The 18,389-nt window shown below is 68.5% G+C and carries 8 protein-coding genes; all 8 read right to left on the minus strand.

Annotated elements, in window-relative coordinates; translation table 11 throughout:
- Positions 1–238: 238 nt before the first annotated feature.
- The gene (locus ABD785_RS07520) at positions 239–2,323 is read right to left on the minus strand and encodes a hypothetical protein (RefSeq protein WP_344823750.1); all 2,085 of its coding nucleotides are present in this window, start codon (positions 2,321–2,323) and stop codon (positions 239–241) included.
- Positions 2,316–4,592, minus strand: coding sequence for an AAA family ATPase (locus ABD785_RS07525; RefSeq protein WP_344823754.1), 2,277 nt, complete (start codon positions 4,590–4,592; stop codon positions 2,316–2,318). The genes ABD785_RS07520 and ABD785_RS07525 overlap by 8 nt, the downstream gene beginning before the upstream one ends.
- Positions 4,593–4,615: 23 nt before the next feature.
- The gene (locus ABD785_RS07530) at positions 4,616–6,121 is read right to left on the minus strand and encodes a hypothetical protein (RefSeq protein ID WP_344823757.1); all 1,506 of its coding nucleotides are present in this window, start codon (positions 6,119–6,121) and stop codon (positions 4,616–4,618) included.
- Positions 6,087–9,431 carry a DEAD/DEAH box helicase gene (locus ABD785_RS07535; RefSeq protein WP_344823760.1) on the minus strand — a complete coding sequence of 1,115 codons (3,345 nt, stop codon included), beginning with the start codon at positions 9,429–9,431 and terminating at the stop codon, positions 6,087–6,089. The genes ABD785_RS07530 and ABD785_RS07535 overlap by 35 nt, the downstream gene beginning before the upstream one ends.
- 62 nt (positions 9,432–9,493) lie before the next feature.
- A complete protein-coding gene (locus tag ABD785_RS07540) occupies positions 9,494–10,855 on the minus strand; it encodes a protein kinase domain-containing protein (RefSeq protein ID WP_344823763.1) in 1,362 nt (453 codons plus the stop codon).
- Between the two features lie 31 nt (positions 10,856–10,886).
- Positions 10,887–11,582 (minus strand): vWA domain-containing protein, encoded by a 696-nt coding sequence (locus ABD785_RS07545; protein ID WP_344823766.1) that lies wholly within the window; start codon positions 11,580–11,582, stop codon positions 10,887–10,889.
- Positions 11,583–12,577: 995 nt separating this feature from the next.
- Complete coding sequence (locus ABD785_RS07550; protein WP_344824146.1) at positions 12,578–15,427, minus strand: ATP-binding protein; 2,850 nt, start codon at positions 15,425–15,427, stop codon at positions 12,578–12,580.
- 2 nt (positions 15,428–15,429) lie between these two features.
- Positions 15,430–18,222: a helix-turn-helix transcriptional regulator gene (locus ABD785_RS07555; protein ID WP_344823769.1), complete on the minus strand. Its 2,793-nt coding sequence runs from the start codon at positions 18,220–18,222 to the stop codon at positions 15,430–15,432.
- Positions 18,223–18,389: the final 167 nt, after the last annotated feature.

The following is an 18,389-nucleotide window of genomic DNA, read 5'->3' on the forward strand; positions in this document are numbered from 1 at the left end:
CAACCGCATCAGAGCGACGGGTATGCCCAGAGATGTTGAGAGACGAGCTACGGCACGTCAGCCTATAGGGCAGGAGTCCAGCAGAGTGACAGCCGATATTTCGGAACGAAAGGGCCGTGGGTTCGAATCCCACCACCCCGACCAGCGCAAAAGGGTTCTCCACTTGTGGAGGAACCCTTTTGTTTGTCTAGTGGCTGGGTTTCGGACGTCGGGTGACGGCCGATTTCGTGTCTTGATCTTATGTCGGTACTGGTGAGCAGCGGTTGCAGGTGGCCGATGATGGCTCGGGGCATTTGGAGCAGAGCGGGCAGAGCGTGGCCGCAGGGCGGATCCAGCAGCGGGATGTGAGCATTTCGCTGCCGAAGGTCCGGTCGAGAGTATCGCCGTGCGCGGGGGCCGGTGGCTCTTTCCGCGTGTGGAGGACGGGAAAGGGACTGCTGCATCCGGCACATCTGCGGATCTCCCAGGCTTGATCGCAGGAGACGCAGTGGGTCGCGAAAGTGTCGTTGTCGCGGAGGCGAACGGCTCGGATCGGGTCCGCGCACGGTGTGTGGCAGAGCGGGCACCGGGTGGTTTCCGAGGCCTCGAAAGCAGCTGCCGTCAGATCGGTACGGAGCTGATCGATACCGGCGGGACCGCGGGTGCCGACTCTGAGCGGGGCGCTCGATTCCACTCGGCGAACGGCGTCCTGTAGCTCGTACGGCGCCGGCGGCCTGCGAAGGAGCAGGCCATCGGGGGTCGCGGTCAGCCACTCGGAGCCCTCTGCGAGGGCGTTGGCGAGCTTCCTGTCGCACATCACCCGAACGGGGTAGGCCTCGACGCGTTCGCGGACGATCGCCCAGCGCAGGCTCCGTGCCAGCCGGATGACACTGTCGATCTCCAGTGGCGAGACGGGGAGCAGCGCCAATGGGCGGCCGCTGATCGTCGGTGCGGGTGCCTCACACCCTTGGAAGGCCCGGAGCCGAACGTCCAGCGGCAACACGGTGCGCTCCGAGTTCTCCCCGGGGTAGAGGACCAGGGTTCGGGCCGTCGGGCGGGCCGCCTGGAGCACGTCGATCTCGTGGCCGACCGGTCCAGCCTGCCGGGACGCGGTGAATGGATGGGCCAATGGAACCACGCGCAGCAGAGTCCTCGTCCCGCACCGGAGCACGAAGACATCGGCATCGTCCCAGTCCATGGCCAGGTCGCCCATGAGCAGCGTCCGGCCCCGCCCTAGGCTGCCGCTCGTCTCCAGACCGACCAGATCGAGCGCGTGCACGAGCAGCAGCCCGGCGTAGAAGGTAAAAGCCTCACACCATTGTTGTGGCCGCTCCGGATCCTCGGTTCCCGCACTCTCCGCGACCCAGACGCGCCGGAGGTCGGCCGCCTGCCGGTAGCGGGCGTCGTTGGTCAGCACGTTGGTGCTCCGCAGTGCGGATCCCAGATCGGCGTCCCTGCGGACTCCCGGCAGGATCGACGGCCCACGGAGACCGGCAAGCACGTCACGAAGGTCGGCGAAAAGGGCACTCAGCTCCTGGGCCTGCTTGTTCCTCTCGGATTTCTCATACAGGTCGGCGATGATGTGGAACAGGCGCTGGCTATCGCGCCACGGCCTCCCCCCAGCGGCATCCGCGTAGGTCCCGATCTCGCGCAGGAGACGAAAGATCCGTTCGACGTCGGAGAGCCGGTTACGTGCGTGAGCCCAGAGGCCGTCGACGAGCTGGGCGAGCATCCGGTTCTCGTAAAAGTCGAGGTCGCTCTCGCGGACCGGCGACAGGAGACGTGCCGGTCGGACACCGGAGGGAGTCATCCGGGCCCAGTCCTGACTGCGAGCGGAGAGCTCGGCGATCGCGCGAGGAACGATCTGGCGGACCTGACCGATGGGAACGAACCGCTCAACCGAACGCAGCCGGGTGACCGGGCGGTGGCAGGCCGAGCGCAGGGCCGGCAGCGTCTCGGTCAGCGCCTTGTCTAGCCGGAGGAGGTGCAGACGCTGGTCCAGCTCACTGCCGCCCATGAGGGGGGTGCGGACGGCCCATTGCTCGACCGGCTTGCCGTCAAGTTCCCGGAGCTCTCGCCCGAGATTGAAGATCACCTGGCCGCTAGTCGTATCGGCGTCCGCCCGCATGGGTTCGCCCGAGGTTGTGGTTCCGTTGTCCTCGTTTCGGAGAGTCCATGAGCGGTGCTGGATGAGATAGGAACCGGGCACTACCGGTACACCGTCACAAGTCAACGCCAGATCGCCGGGAGCGAAGTACAACCGTCCCGGCTGGACCTGTCCAGAGGGCATGGCGACTTCCGCTCCGGTGACCCGGTCGTGAATCCGCACGCGGAGGTCAGACATCTCCACGCAGCCTGATCTCGTCGTCGAGCTTACGCAGAGACCGGTCGGGCTCTGTGGAGAAGGCTTTACGCCACAGCTGTGGGAGGTCGTCGCGGAGCTCCTTCAGTGATCGGACGGGGATTTCAAACCTGCCGTGCAGCTTGCGCAGCAATCGGCTGGCGAACAAGAAATCGGCGGCTTCGCTCTCGCTGACCCCGGCGGCGCGCGCCACGGGCACGAACGAGTTGAGGTAGACATGAGAGCGAGAGCCGGAGGCGATCTGAAAGTCGCGCAGCATGCGGTCCGTCAGATCCTCATCGAGGAATGCGGCCACTGTCCGGGCTGAATCCCGATGCTCCTGACGCGCCCGCCCGAACGCGGCGTTCAGCGCGGTCAGTGACAAGGGCGGCCGGTCCTGGGTGGCCCTGGTCCGGAACCGCTGTGGCCTCGACGGCAGTTCGATGACATGCGCCCGGTCATAGGTCTTATCCGCGAACGCGACCGTCGTCTCGTCGTGATTGGCGGTACCGAGGAACCACAGATTCGGCGGAAGCACGAGCTTGCGCTCGTCCGCGAACCGGTCGGGAGCCGGTCGGACTGCGGTCGTCATCAAGGTGAGGCTGGGCGGCGGATCGCCGGGTCGGGTCTCCTGCCCGAGCTGGTAGAGCACCTCACTGAAGTACTGCTCGGGATGGGACAGGTTCATCTCGTCCAGGACGACGAAGAATGGCCTGGCCTGGAAGGTCGGGCTGCCGGCCCGATAGACAGCCTGGGTGAACTCCGACTCGTAGAACCGCCGTTCGAAGGCGTTGAAGTAGCCGACCAGGTCCTGCGGGGTCCGCCAGTCCGCCGTGACCGGCACCACAGCGGCCTGTGCGCCGAGGGCCCGCGCGACGACCAACGGAAGCTGGGTCTTGCCGATGCCGCTGATTCCCTGGAGCAGATGGAGCCGTGACGCCGCCAGCCCACCGAAGAAGGTCGCGAGGTCGCTGACGGAGTAGTACATAGCGAACCGGTCGGCGACGAACTCGTGCAACCAGTGGGTCAGCTCCTCCAGGTCGGGAGGGTCCTGCACGGTTTCCACGAGAGGATCGGCGTAGTCGCTGTCCATACTTGAGCACTGAGGGAACGCCGTTTCGTCCTGCTTGCGCTCGGTGAGGACTTCGATGTCCCTGCGGAGATCCTCGATGTGCGCGCGATAGGACCGGACTGTGGACTCGGCCGCATCGTTGACGGTGTTGAGTCGTTCGAGCTCCATGGCCGTGATCTGGTGTCCCTGGAGCCGACGGCGCAGGTGCTCGTTGTCCGCGATGAGCGTCGTTCTCTCCTCATGCCAGAACCGTCTGGCCTCCTCCAGATCGGCGAGCCTGGCCATGGCCGCCTCCGGCATGGTCGGCTGCTCCGCCAGCCGGGTGTTCCGGCTCCGCAGTTCCTCCAGTTCGGCGAGGACCTCTTCCGGGCTTCGGTGGTTGAACGCGCGGGCGGTCCGGTCATACTCGTCCAACTGCTGGCGCAGGGTTCCGGCATGATCGAGTAGGGCCTTGTTACGCGTTTCCAGATGGACGCATTGAAGCCGTGCCTCCGACGCCGCAGCTTCGGACGCGCGCTCCAGTCTCTCGTCGAAGAGCTGCCGGGCGTCCTCCAGGTCCTCTTCCCGGGCGACCAGCGACGTCTCCCAGGTCCTCAATCGGCCTCGCTCGGTTTTAAGAGCGCTCGCCTGTTCCGCCAGAGCGTCGCGTTGCATGTCGAGATCGGCCCGGAGCGCGGTCCTGGTCCGCTCGTGTTCCGCGGCCAGCGCGTGCTGCTGTTCCTCCACTTCTCGCCGTGCGGTCAGCAGGGTCTCCCTGGCACGCTGGAGGAGTGATGCCTTCTCTTCCTCCTGCCTCGTGAGAAGGTCGTGTTCTCCGTCCAGGAGGGCTCGTTCGCGTTCAGCGAGATCGCCCGTGCGCACGGCGAGTTCCGAGGCCTCGCGGGCCGCCTCCGCCAACCGGGCGGCCAGCTCCTCCTCGTGCCGGACCGTAGCGTTGCCACGGCTCTCCAGCTCCTGGACGGCTCGCCGGAAGATGGCGTGGAGCTCGGCGACCTCGGTCCAAGCGGCAGTGATCGCCCCCTCGTCCAGCGGCTCCGAAGGCTCCTGTGTCTCAGCGAGTTCTCCTTCGGTAATCAGCGCGGCTTCCAGCGCGGCCTCCCGAAGGGTCTCGCGGTGCTCCGGCGGTTCCGGGCGCCGGACCTGGGGGCTTCTCCGAGGTTGCGGGTTGGAGCGGCGATTCTTGGTGCGCTTGGACGACACAGCAAGGATTTCCTTTCTCGGGCTCAGGGCAGAAGAAGCAGAGTTCGGACGGCGAGGGCCGCCAGGTCGCGGCACCACCGGGCGTCTTCGGCCGTGGCCGGTTCACCGTCGGCGTGCGCGGCCCGGTTCCGCAGCTGGCCGAGGGTCGCCAGGTCGCTTAGTAGGTCCGGCCGGGACTGCGCCAGCGCGTACAGCGGGTGAGCGGGCGAGTGCGCGGGGGCCGCGGCGCAGGCGAGCACACCCGCCTCCTTCAAGAAGAGGTTCTTATCCGCGTTCAGGTTGCGGAAGCACTGCCCTAGATCCACCCTGAACAGGGAGGGAACACTCTGGAACCCGATCTCCAAAGCGGCCTTGTCGACGACGGCTGAGCTGGTCGCTGATGCCGTGGAACCGAGATGGGAAGGGGGAGGAAAGGCGACCACCAGCTCACGGAAGAGCACCTCGTAGAGCTGGTATGAAACTTGGGCGACTGGCTTGAGCTGATTCTCGAGTAGGGCCTTGTCGACGTTCTTCATCATGTTCAGGGTGTCGCCGACCCTCCGGATGCGATGTCCGAACTCAACGGTGAGCTCGTTCTCCAGCAGAGTGTCGATGTCCCGGCTTGCTTCGGTGAACTTCTTCTTCCTGTGCTCGGCCGTGTCCCGGGCCAGACCGGCGACGTCGGCCGCGAGCTGTTCGTCGGCACGGATACGTCCTTCGAGAAGCTCCTTGAGCATCGCGCTGGTCTCACCTCCGAAGGGGTCGCGGGCGACCAGCGCGCCGTCCGATGAGATTTCGGCGAACGCCAGCAGGAGAACGGGTTCGGGACCGTCGACGAAGGACACCCGGGAGAGGACTTGTGAGTCCGGATCAGGAGCGAGCCGGGCGGCCTCCGGCTGGGGCGCGGCGGCCAGGCCGGACACCTGCTCGAGCTCCCGGATGCGGTTGCGCTCCCGAGCGATCTGGTCAAGGCGCGCGACCTCGACGATCTGCAGTGGCCGGGGACGCGTCGGCAGCCGGTCTCCCGCGGGAAACAGCGTGGCCTCGACATCGTCCGGACGGCCGTGCGTACCGGTTCGCACCCCGATCCGGTCGCCTCTCCGCCAAACCGTCGGGGCTTCGGTCAGTTCGCCGGTCGTGCGCGGCCACAGGTCACCGTCATCGGGGGACTGGAAGACGTAACGGACAGACCAAGAGGTCTCCTCGGCGACGCTGCCGGTCCGCAGTGCGTGCAGCCCTGGGGCGGTGAGCTCGCCTGCGGGCTCCAGCAGCCCCCGATACCTCGCCTGGTCGATGATGTGGCGGCACAGCATCGGGTGCAGGCCGATCCGTGCGCCGATCGCGGCGGGCTCGCGCAGCCCCGATTGGCACAGTCCGAGCACCACCTTCTCGAACAGATCAAGGCCACGGCGCGGCAGCACCGGTGCGGTCACCCGATAGGCCCAGGCGGGAACTGCCACGCAGATCCGGTTCGAGCGGTCATCTGGCGGCTTCGAGAACTGGACCACGCGGGCCTCATGGGGAAAGGACGAGGCCATGATCACCTCCACACAACTGATAGAAGTCAGTGAGCGGCCGGACGTGAAGAGGAGCGGATGCCGGGGCGAACATGGCGGCGTCCCCCACCACGATCAGCATGCGCTTCTGCCGACTCATGGCGACGCAGAGCCGGTTGACCAGGGTGACGTGACCGTAGGTGCGCTTGATCCAGCTCTCATACACCGGGGTGCCGGGCTGTGGTGGCGACGGGTTTCGCGCCGATCTCGTCGCCGATAGCAAGACCACGTCGAACTCCTTGCCCTGAAAGGCGTCCACGCTGCCGACCTTGAGCCGGTCCGCCCTACGCCCCTGGCTGTCGTGCTGGAAGCGTTCGACGGGCTGGAAGCCGTCATCGGTTCGGGTGGCGAGCTTCTGACGAACCAGTTCTTTCCAGATCTCGTCTCGCTGCGAGGAATAGAAGGAGATCACGCCGAAGGTGAGGTCCGGTTCGGCCTTCTCGAGACGGGCCAGCTCCGCGGCGATGATCTTCGCCTCGGCGGGCCGCCGTTTGCTACGGCCTCCTTGCTCCGGACCCTTCTCAGCCGGGACGTTCAGCCATATCGCGACCTTGCCTGCATAGCCGGGAAGGTCATGCGCGAAATCCTCCGCCGGGCGAGGCGAAAGTAGATCATCTCCATAGAAAGTTGTGCTGACGAACTCTCCGAGCGTCGGGTGCATGCGGAACTGCTCGTTGAGGGTGACCGTCCGGGTGATCTCCGAGCTCTCCGCCAGGCTGTCGAACAGGCGTTGGAACAAGCTCTCGCGCAGGAGGCCTCGCGTGGCGGAATCCAGACTCTCGATCTGCTGCTCCACGTCCGGCTCGAGCATGTGCGGCAGCTGCTTGTGGTCGCCCACGAGAATGATCCGCTTGCCGGCCTGGATCAGCGGGATCATCAGGTCAAGAGGGTTCGCACGGGCGGCCTCGTCGATGATTACGGTGTCGAAGACGACGTCCTCCACCCGGGTCTCCTCCTTGGCGTCCCTAATGGCGGGGGACGCGGCCTGTTGAAGGGTCGCGGCGTAGGAGGCGGTGTAGGCGCGCAGCGTCCAGTCGACCGCCACAGGATCGCCGAGCAGGCTCTCCAGATAGTCGAGGATGGCAAGCTCGGCACCGTCTCCCGAGCTGTTGCGCACCTGGTCCTCCATGGCCTCGGCGATTTCGGCCAACAACTCGGCGACGTCGGGATCTACCGCGGGCGGTGCGTGCGCGTCGCCGCTCGGCTGAAGCAAATCGATCAGTCGGTCCCGTGCGGCGGCCATTTCATCGAGGAACGGAGGGGCTTCGTCGTCAGACGCCCAGTCGGCCGCCTGGGCGAGAAGCTCCAGGTCCGCCGCGGCCGCGTACGGGCGGCATCGGCGCCGGGCCTTGGCAGCGGCACGAGGGCCGTCGTCCAGGAACGACTCTGGTACGGTGCGCAACGCTCGCAAGGCCCGGATCGCCAGCTCACGTTCGTCGTCGGCGGTGGCCTGGATACGAGCCATCCCCAAAGTCCAGGCCATGGCCCGTAGCCGGTCGGCCAGCTCCGGCGGCAGAAGGGAGCCGCACAGATCGTCCATTCGGGACAGCAGCCGGGCGGTGCCGTGGGGTGGCGTGGGTGTGATGAGGTATCCAGCGCTACGGGCGGTGACCTCACGGAGCACGGCGAGTCTCTCCCCCACCGAGCCAGTCGCGATCTGGGCGCTCAACGCGGCCACCGTCTCCTCGCGCCACTGGTCGGCCAGGACCGTGGGGCCGTGCTGGACACGTTCCACCTTCTGCGCGGGCAGGCCCAGTACCATTGAGCGCTCGGCGACTTCGTCGACCGCCGCGTGCTGGAAGCTAGAGAGCAGGATGCTGCCCCTGAGCCCGGCGTAGCTCCTGTTCTCCTCGGCCAGCTGGACTTGAAGTGCGGCGATCACCTGCGTCTTGCCCGTTCCCGGCGGACCTTGGATCAGCGCGATGTCCGGCGTTCCCAGTGCAGTTTCGAGGGCCTTCACCTGGAGCGGGGTGGGCACACCGTCCTTGAAGCAGGCCCTGGCGCCTGCCGAGAGAGCGACTGTGCGGATTTCGCCGCCGACTGGTTTGCCCTCGAGCAGAGAAAGGAGGGTAGGAATCCCGGTGCCTCCGCGAAGGATGCGTTCGAAGGCATCCCGGCGACGCTGCATCTGCCTCCGGTCACCGCGGTAGGCCCGGTGCAGGAAGCCCGTCGAGGGAATGTCCTGCGCCTGATCCGCCCCGATACCCACGACGCGGCGGCGGTTCAGACGGATCACCCTGAGGTCGACGGTTCCCGAGTCGGGATCGGCGGCGACCACCTCACCCGTGATGGTCTCCTTGCCCAGGGTGTCGCCGAGCAGGGCCCAGCCCGTCCCGTCCCCGTCGGGCCCGTCGAGCACTTCGGGCCGCTTCCCGGACGCTTCGAGTTCCACTGTCTCGTTCCGATCTAGCTTGCGACGGACCCTCTCGGCGAAGGTCAGGGAATCCGGACCAGGATGCGCATCGACTCGGAATCGGTAGACGTCCTCCGCGATGTGCTCGACGACGTTGTAGGTGGCCTGTCCGAACGAACGGACCTGACGACGAACGAAGTGCGTCTCCAGTCGGTTGTAGTCGTTCCACATCGCGAGAAAACCCTGGCCGGTGGCCAACCGTCCTAGCTGATGACGCATCTCGGCGTGCATGACTGACGCCTGTGAAACGTCGGTGAGCGTGGCGTGGCATTCGGTGAGACGCAGATGGCGCTGTGCGCCGTCGGGCGCCGCACGCCGCAGCCGCGCGATGACGAGGCGGCCGTCGTCGGTGCGGATGTCCGCGATGACCCTCCGGCCGTGCAGACGGTATCCGCTGACATTCGGCGAGGCCTCGGCATGTCCGGCGGAGACGATGAGCCGGCGGGGCGCGTCCGGCCCGGATCCGGGTCTGGGCGGCAGGAACAGCTGGCCGGTCAACCAACGGAGGATCTTCTCTGGACTGTTCCGCAGTTTTGGCTCCATCTCCTCGATGGTCTTGATGACCCGGTCTCCGACGCCGATGGACTGCGGATCCATCGGAGGAGCCGACTCGTATCGGTAAGCGTTGAGACCGATATGCCGGATACCGTTGCTCTCACGAAGCGCGGACAGCAGAACGATTCTCGACCTGTTGGCCAGCGTCGCGGCCAGACGCTCGGTCCCATCACCGCCGTCGGGCACAACGCGGCCGACCTTTCCTCCGACGGAACCGATGACCTCACCGGCCGGGGTGCGAGAGAGGACGATCTCCGCCCAGTCCGGATCACGCCGGATCTCCGGACCGTCCCAGACCGCCCACCAGAAGTCCGAGCGTCCGGGCAGTGGATTCACGGGGGACGTCTGCTGACGTCCGGATTTCTGCCCACTCGTCTGGGGTCGGCGTGGAGGGCTCATCAGGAGCGTCCTTTGAGTGATCGGAAGCGGAGCATCCGGTGAATCTCGGACGGGGCGCCGAAATGGACGGTCCACTCCGGTACTGCCCCGTGGGCGGGAACGGAGATCTCACCATGCGGCTCAACGGACAGCTGAGGGCCGCCGGTGTCGCGGCGCAGCCAGATCGGGCCGTCCCCTTCATTCCGGATGACGAGATGGCGTCCCGGCTCCCAGTGGAGCCATGCCACATGCCTGCCGGGTGGATCCTCCGACGAGACGAGGACGTTGCGCGATCGGACACCGATCCATCGGCCCTGCGGAACGGCCAGCGCCTCGGACAGAGGGGATTCCTCGAGCGCACCCGGTACGGCCAAGCCCACGGCGGCGAGCAACGGTGGTGCGATCGGGGCCCCGCACCACGAGCACCGCGGGTTCACGACGTAGGACGCCTGCGCGCAGGCCGTACAGGGCACGAGGAGATCGGCGGCGGCGCGCAGTTTGGCCCGCCACTCGCCCAGACTGGGCCGGCGGCAGGGCCGATGCAGCCCTTCACCGAAGGTCCTGGCGGCGAGTTTGCGGAGACCCAGAGTGAGCACGACCTCGCGATCCAGTCCGTTGCTGGACCGGTTCCGCGCGTCGTCCGGATCATCGATCCAAGGGAGGCCGCCGGAGAAGGCCCGGTCCTGTTCCTCGGGCCCGGCCTCCTCGACGGCGTCGCCCAGGAACGGGTGAACCAGGGCGATCGTCTCGAGAACGATGACGGCGAAGGCGTGGGCGTCGGAGAGGCTGGAGATCCCGCCGGTTCCGGCGATGAGTTCTGGGGCGCCGTACCCGAAGGTGGCATAGCCGTGCTCGGGAACGTCAGACACGACCCCGAGATTGTCGGCATCAATCAGCCAGATCTCTTCATGAGCGGGATCAGCGGACACCAGAACGTTGGACGGGGAGGGATCCCCGTAGACGATGCCGCGGGCGTGAAGCCGGGCCAGCGCGTCCGCGGCTGCGGCGAGGAGGGTGAGTCGGCGACGCAACCCGCCCGAAGCCGCGTACCAGGTCAGGAGGTCGCGGCTACTGGGTGCGCTCAAAGCCCGGAGGGGGTCCATGTCCGCCAGAAGGTCCATCGTGTAACCGGCGTGGGGCTCCGCGAGCATGGAGTACGGCCTGGAGATCGGCAGCCCGTCCAGAGGAAGCCGCCGTACCACGCCGAGCCGCTCCCGAAGCGCCGCCCGTGCCCGAGGCGTCCGGGCGTTCAGCAGCTTCACCGCGACTCGCGACCCGGACGCCCACACTTCACCCTGTCCGCCCACCCCCAGCAGGCGGTCGAGCCGGAGCGGGCGGCCATGCTCATCTTTGACGACGGATCCCGTGCCCATGCCGCTCATGAGGCGCTCTCCCTTCGAGTCCTGGCCTGGATCAGCCGAGGAGATCGTCCAATTCGTCTTCGGAGAAGGGTGTGTTCGACTCGTTGGGCCTGGTGCTGCGCACTCGCATGGTGACCGACATCGTGACTGCGGCGAAGTAGCGTGAGAGCTCATGTGCCTCGTCGGCTCGACGAGGCCGCAGCGGATGCGCGAACGCGCTGAGAACATCAATCCCCTCGCCATCGTCGGCGCCGACGGACACGGCCATGCGGACGCTCTTGGCACCGCGCGGTGAGGCCAAAAGCCGGTCCATTGGCTCCTGCCACGGGTCGGTGGGCTGCCCATCGGACACGAGAATGAGGGTTGGGACGAATGCCCGGCGGCCGATGACGGCGTCATCGTGCAGGATCTCGTTGGCGAGAGTGAGAGCGTCGCCCATTGGCGTACGGCCGGACGCCCGCATTTCCTGCCACGTGATCCGGGTAGCGGGCTGGAACGGCTGATGGAGCTGAGCTCCTTCGCCGCCGAAAGTCACGACGCCCACATTGATCTCGCCGCGCACGACGTCCTCGGCAGCAAAGGACCGAATCATCGTCGCGACGCATTCGTTCAGCACTTCGATCTTGCCATGCTGACTCATGCTCCCACTGACATCGGCGAGCACGAGAACGGGCAGCGGACGAGGCATCGCTGCCGAGGGGCGCACGCCGCCATAGCCGTGAACCAAGAGAATCTCCTTGTCCCTCACTTCGAGTTAGCCTTACAGGATCTCTGGCAACTGACCTATATGTACGAGAATTTCAAATATTGTGAAATCTACTGTTCATTCCAATGATTCGGCCACCTAAATCACCACATACTTGCCATTCATTGGCGCTGGAAGACCAGAAGGCTGGTCCGAAGATTCTTCGGACCAGCCTTCTGCCGTTGAGAGATGCGTTCGGGGGTGACGAGGGTGGAGGGGCTGAGAGAGCGATGGTGAGGACGAAGGTGGCGCCGAGGGTGGGGCCGTCTTGGATGGTGAGTTCGCCGTTGTGGGAGGCGACGATGTTGTGGGCGACGGCCAGGCCGAGGGTCTATTCGTAGTCCAGGGTCTCCGAACGCGGATCGGGGATACGGGGTCAGCGATCCTCATGAGCAACGCCACCGCTCGATCCGGGGATCCCATCTTTCACCCATGTGTCTGCCTTGCTCGGGCTAGCGCGGTACCCAGCCGAGACTGGCGGGCGTCTACCTGGGTGACGACGGCCATGATCAACGGGAGACGTGCAGCTATGACTAGAGCCCTTCGGCCGCTGGCCAGGGGGTAGAAGGGCATGTGAAAAGCGAGGCCCCTTCCGCCTGGGACGCGGAAGGGACCTCGTCTTTGGGGCCTTTGACGTCCGAGGCCCCAGCCCCCGATCAGCCCGGAGGAGTCAACCCGCGACTCCCCTGGGTCGAAGCCGACCTATCTTCTGGTCGTGCTTCCTTGACCGGAACCAGCGGAACCGCGGGGTCCTGACGACCTGGTGGGCGGCCTCCGCCTGGTAACGCTCGGTCCGTGCGTTCATCTCCGCCCGGGTGAATTCGATGTGCATCTCGGTGTCCTTCGCTGGAGTGCTTCCTGCTGACACCTTCAATCTCTCTCTAAGACCCCCGCCGCCACATGGGGCGGATGCCCTATCTCCCGGGCTCAGATCACCGGGAGGGGCGTCTAAGCACCGTCTTAGGAGTGCTCTGCCCGTTCTAGGCGAGAAGGGCGGCTCAGACGGGGCCCACGCCCAGGCGGCGGGCGGTGGCGGCGGCCTCGGTGCGGCTGGAGGCGCCCAGCTTGGCCAGGATGTTGCTGACGTGGACGCTGGCCGTCTTGGCCGAGATGAACAGCTTCCCGGCGATCTCCTTGTTGGAGTCGCCGAGGCTGAGGTAGCGCAGGACCTCCAGCTCGCGGGCGGTGAGGCCGTGCGAGGGCGAGGCGCGGCCGCCGATGCGGCGGGCCAGGGCCACGGCCTCGGCGCGGAGCAGGTCGGCGCCCAGGCGCTCGGCGAGCTCCACGGCCCGGTCGAGACGGGCGGCGGCGCGCTCGCGCTCGCCCTGCCTGCCGTCGCCGCGGGCCGCGCCGACCAGGACGGTCGCCAGGGTGTGCGGCTGGCCGACGCGCTCCCAGCCGTCCAGGACCGGCTGCCAGTCGGCGACGGTGCCCAGCACCCGGGTCAGCTCCGCCTCGAAGGTGAGCTTCTGGAGTTCCTGGAGCGGCCCGTGCGTGTGCATCGCCTCGGCGCGCACCAGGAACGGCTCGAGCTCCTCCACCGTGGACGCGCACCGGGCGGCGACGATCAGCGCGGGCCAGGTGTAGCGGGAGTCGTCGGGACGGCCGCTGAACGGCAGCACCTCCGCGAGGATCTCCAGCGCCTCCCCCGGACGGCCTTCCGCTGCCGCGAGCTGCGCCTCGATCTGCACCATCGGCAGGTACTCCTGGAGCCTCCTGTCGATCTCCCACGCGCCGATCCGCCGGCACTGGGCGATCCGCTGGGCCGCGCCCTCGAGGTCACCGCGAGCGTAGAGGATGTGGGCCGCGAGCTGGAGGAGGCAGGCCTGGTGCGGGCGCGGCGGATCGGACTCCAGCGCCTGCTCCAGCACGACGAGCGCCTCGTCCCAGCGGCCGAGGGAGTACAGCGACTCGGCGTGGTTGATCGCCAGGAACGACCCCTGGGTCCGGAAGAGCCCCCACCGGCGGGCCTGGTCCATGGCCTTGTACGCCACGTCGACGCTCTCGGCGTGCCGGCCCGAGCCCTCCAGGAAGTGCGACCGGTTGACGGCCGAGCGCAGGATCAGCTGCTCCAGGTTGTGCTCGACCGCGATCCGCTCGGCCTCGTCGAGCTCCGCCGACTGCTCGGGCCCGTAGGCGAGGTGGCCGTGCAGGCAGGCCAGGGTCAGCAGCGCGCTGGACTCGGCCAGCGGGTCGCCGACCTTCCGCGCGGCCGTCAGGGCCTTCCCCGCGGCCTCGTAGGCCTCCTCGCTCGCCCAGCCCATGAACACGTACTGGGCGAACGCGGCGAGGCTGCGGGCCCCCTCCGTGGTGGGCTCCTCGGTGCTGCCGACCAGCCGGGCGGCCTGGCGCATGTCCTCGAGCCAGTCGTCACGGCCCGCGCGGTGCTTCATCCGGCCGCGCCGCTCCAGCACGAACGCCCGCTTGACCGGGTCGTCGCCGAGCTCCTTCAGCAGGGCGTTGGCGATCTTGATTCCGCGTTCGCTGTCGCCCGCGAGGTCGGCCGCGCAGACGGCCTGCTCGTAGACCTCCTGCAGCGGGCTGGAGATCTTCTCCGCGGCGCCGGGCACCAGATCCCACAGCTCCAGGACGCGTTCGAGGAAACGCAGGACCGAGGCGTAGGCGGCGGCCTTGTCCGACTCCGCCGCCGCCCGCCAGGCGCTGATCAGCGCCCATTCGGTGTTGTGCGCGGCGTACCAGTGGTGGGCCAGCTCGGCGGCGGCCCGGCCGGGCGGCACGAGCGTGGGGTCGTCCTCCAGCGCCTCGGCGAAGCGGGTGTGCAGCCGCGTGTGCTCCCCCGGCAGCAGATCCTCGTGGACGGCCTCACGGATCAGGGCGTGCCGGAAGCAGTAGCCGTCGCCGTCCACGGTCAGGATGTTCGCGGCCACGGCGGGCCGCAGGTCACGGGTCATGCCGACCTCGCCGAGCCCGCTCACGACGGCCAGCAGCCGGTGCTCGATCCTGGCCCCGCCCGAGCTGGCGATCCGCAGCAGCTCCTGGGTCTCCTCCGGCAGCCGCTGGACGCCCGCCAGCAGCAGGTCGCGCAGCGACTCGGGGAGATCGGGCGAGATCCGCCCGTCGGCCTCCATCAGGGCCTCGACGAACAGCGGGTTGCCCTCGCTGCGCCCGAAGAACTTCTCGACCTGGACCGGATCGGGTTCGCCGCCGCTCAGGCGCCCCATCAGCTCGCTGACCTCGCGCCGGCTCAGCCGCGCGAGCTCGTGCCTGCTGACCCGGTCGATGCGATCCAGCTCGGCCAGCAGGGGCCGGAGCGGATGGGTGCGGTGCAGCTCGTCCGACCGGTAGGTGACGACGATCATCAGCGCGGCCATCGCGCCCAGGTTCCGGACCAGGAAGGCCAGCAGGTCGCGGGAGGACTTGTCGGCCCAGTGCGCGTCCTCGATCACCAGGACGACCGGGCCCTGCTCGGCGAGCCTGTCGAGCAGCGTGAGGACCAGCTCGAACAGCCGCGCCTGGAACTGGCCGGTCTCGTCGGCCCCCGGCTCGCCGAACTCCGGCACCAGCCGCGCCAGCCCCTCGGTCCGCCCGCCGACCAGTGCCGCGATCCCCTCGGACCCCAGCTCCCTGACGAGCTGCCGCATGACGGCCGTGAAAGGCGCGAAGGGGAATCCGTCGACGCCCAGCTCGAGACAGCCTCCGCTGAGCATCCGGGCGCCCTGCCGGGAGGCCCGCTCGCCGAACTCCCGGATCAGCCGGGTCTTCCCGACCCCGGCCTCGCCGCCGACCAGGACGGTCCGGGCCGTGCCCGCCCGCACCTCGGCGAAGGCGGCGTCGAGCTCCCCGAGCTCCGCCCACCGCCCTACCAGTACCGGGCTCACCACCGACATCGTCACGAGTTAAATATGCCATCCAGTTCCGACAAAATTCCCAGCTGCCTGGCCCGGGCCGCCGCCTGTCCCCTCGTGGCCGTGCCGAGCTTGGTCAGGATGCTGCTCACATGGACGCTCACGGTCTTCGCCGAGATGAAGAGCGTCTCGGCGATCTCCCTGTTCGGCCGTCCCGAGGCCAGTTCCCGCAGCACCTCCAGCTCGCGCGGGGTCAGCCCGTGCGCGGGCGCGGCGGTGCCGAGCCGGGAGCGCAGCGACTGGACCCTGGCCAGCAGCGGCGCGGCCCCCAGCGGGGCGGCGAGCTCGACGGACTCCTCCAGCCAGGCCAGCGCCTGGTCGCGCGAGCCGTTCGCGGCGGCGTGCTCGGCCGAGTGGTAGAGCGCCTTGGCCAGGTCGTAGGGGTGGGACAGCTCCTCCCACGCCTTGCGGACGGAGTCCCAGTCGGGCTCCTCCCCGCGGATCCGGGCGGCGTGCGCGTCGAAGGTCAGCCGGTGCGCCTGCTGGAGGCATCCGCGCACCTCCAGGGAGGCGGCGCGGGCGGCGTAGGGCGCGAACTCCCCGGCGTTCGTGCAGGCCGAGGCCACGGCCGCGAGCCCGGGCCAGGTGTAGCGCGCCTCGTCGCTCATGTCGGCGTGCGTCCGCAGCGGCTCGGCGGCGGCCAGCGCCAGGTCCGGACGGCCCTCGGCCAGCCGCATCAGAATCTCGGTGTGGATCAGCGGGAGATGCTCCTCCGAGCGGCGCAGCCGGCCCATCGCGCAGACCTCCCAGGCCGCGGCCAGATCGGCGGCCGCCCGGTCGAGGTCGCCGCGGGCGATGTGGATCGTCGCGGCCAGGAAGCGCAGGCCGCCCTCGTGGCGCCGCAGCGGACGCCGCTCGAGGGCCAGGGCGATGATCTCCAGCGCCTCGGGCCAGCGGCCGAGCGCGACCATGGGCTCGGCCATGTTGATGCCGAGGACGGTGCCGGTGGTCCGCATCAGGCCGAACTTCTTGGCCTTGGCCACACCGAGCCTGGCCACCCTGATCGCGTCCTCGTGCCGTCCCATGCCCTCCAGGACGTGTGAGCGGGCCAGTTCCAGGCGCAGGACCTCGTCGTAGTCCTCGATGTGGCAGATCAGCGGCTCGATGGCGTCGAGCTGGCGCATCCGCTCCTCGTCCGGCTCCGCGCTGCGGACGGCCAGCGTGATCAGCGCGCTGGCCTCGGCGGTCGCGTCGCCGATCTTCCTGGCCACGACCAGGGCCTCCTCGGCGGCGGCCCTGGCCTCCGGGCCCCGGCCCGCCAGTTTCGACAGGTTCACCGCCAGCATGGCCAGCGCCCTGGCCCTGGCCACGTTCTCGTCGGGCAGCATGTCGATGGTGTCGCGCAGGTCGTCGAAGCCCTCGGGCCTGTTCTGGTCGTAGAGCAGCCAGCCGCGCATCCCGAGCAGGCTGGCCCGCTCGGCCGGGGTCTCGGCCTCCTTGAGCGCCTCGGTGGCGAGCTTGACGCCCCGGGCGTCCTCCCCTGCGAACCTCGCGAGCTCCACCGCCCGGCTCAGCACCTCGAAGTGCCGGACTCCGATCCGGTCCGCCTCCGGGACGCGGTCCCACAGCTCCAGGACGCGTTCGAGCATCCGCAGCGCCTCGGCGTGGGCGAACTGGCGGATCGCCTCCTCGCCGGCCTCCCACGCGCTCTCCAGGGCCTTGGCCAGCTCGTGCGCGGCGTACCAGTGGTAGGCGCGCTCACCGGCGGCCCGTCCGGGCGCGACCAGCGCGGGACGCTCGGTGAGCGCCTCGGCGTAGCGGCGGTGCAGCCGGCTCAGCTCCCCCGGCAGCAGATCGTCGTAGACGGCCTCGCGGATCAGCGCGTGCCGGAAGGCGTAGCCGTCGCCGTCGACCGACAGGACGTTCGCGGCCACCGCCGGGCGCACACAGCGGCTGAGCTCGGCGTCGTCCATCCCGACCACGGCCGACAGCAGCTCGTGCTCGAACCGGGTGCCGCCCGCGGCGGCCACCCGCAGCAGCTCCTGGGTCTCCTCCGGCAGCTTCTGGAAGGAGACGAGCAGCAGGTCGCGCAGCGAGTCGGGCAGCATACGGCCGCCGATCTCGGCGAGCGCCTCGGCGAACAGCGGGTTGCCCTCGCTGCGCGCGAACACCTGGTCGGTGATCCGCTCCTCGGGTCCGCGGCCGAGCACCTGGTGGAGCAGCCGCCGGGTCTCGGCGCGGGTGAAGCGGCGCAGGTCGATCCGGTCGACCATGTCGACCCTGGCCAGCTCGGCGAGCAGGGGACGCAGCGGATGGCCCCGGTCGAGGGCGTCGCTGCGGAAGGTGACCACGACCAGGACCTGCCCGCCGAGGTTCCGGATGAGGAACTCCAGCAGGTCGCGCGAGGACTTGTCGGCCCAGTGCGCGTCCTCGACCACGAGGACCATCGGCGCGAGCCGCTCCAGCAGCGTCAGGACCAGCTCGAACAGCCGCGCCCTGGACTCGACGGTCGTCACGTCGGCGTCCCCGAACTCCGGCAGCAGGCGGGCCAGGCCGCTGGCCCCCGGCAGGAGCTCCCGGACGCCGTCCGCGCCGATCTCCCGGACGAGCGACCGCAGCGCGGCGCTGAACGGAGCGAAGGGGAGCCCGTCGGAGCCCAGCTCGACACAGCCGCCGCTGAGCACCCTGACCCCGGCCTGCGCGCCGAACTCGCGCACCAGGCGGGTCTTGCCGATTCCGGCCTCGCCCCCGACCAGGACGGCCGCCGGCGCGTCGGTGAGCGCCTTGCGCAGACGCTTCATTTCCTTGACGCGGCCTACCAGGGGGTTAGAGGTCACCCCTTCAGCATGCCAGGCGAGATGTCCGTTCTCAGAATGAATATCTTGCTGACTCCACGACAGGGAGGCCCCCTCCCGCCTCCTTGCCGCAGAGCCGTCGGACCACACGGGAACCTGTGGCGGCCTTCGGGAAGTCCGATCCGGGGCAGACCCGTCCCGCATGATGC

Origin of the sequence: Actinocorallia longicatena, assembly GCF_039534125.1 — a bacterium.
Taxonomy (GTDB): Bacteria; Actinomycetota; Actinomycetes; order Streptosporangiales; family Streptosporangiaceae; genus Actinocorallia; species Actinocorallia longicatena.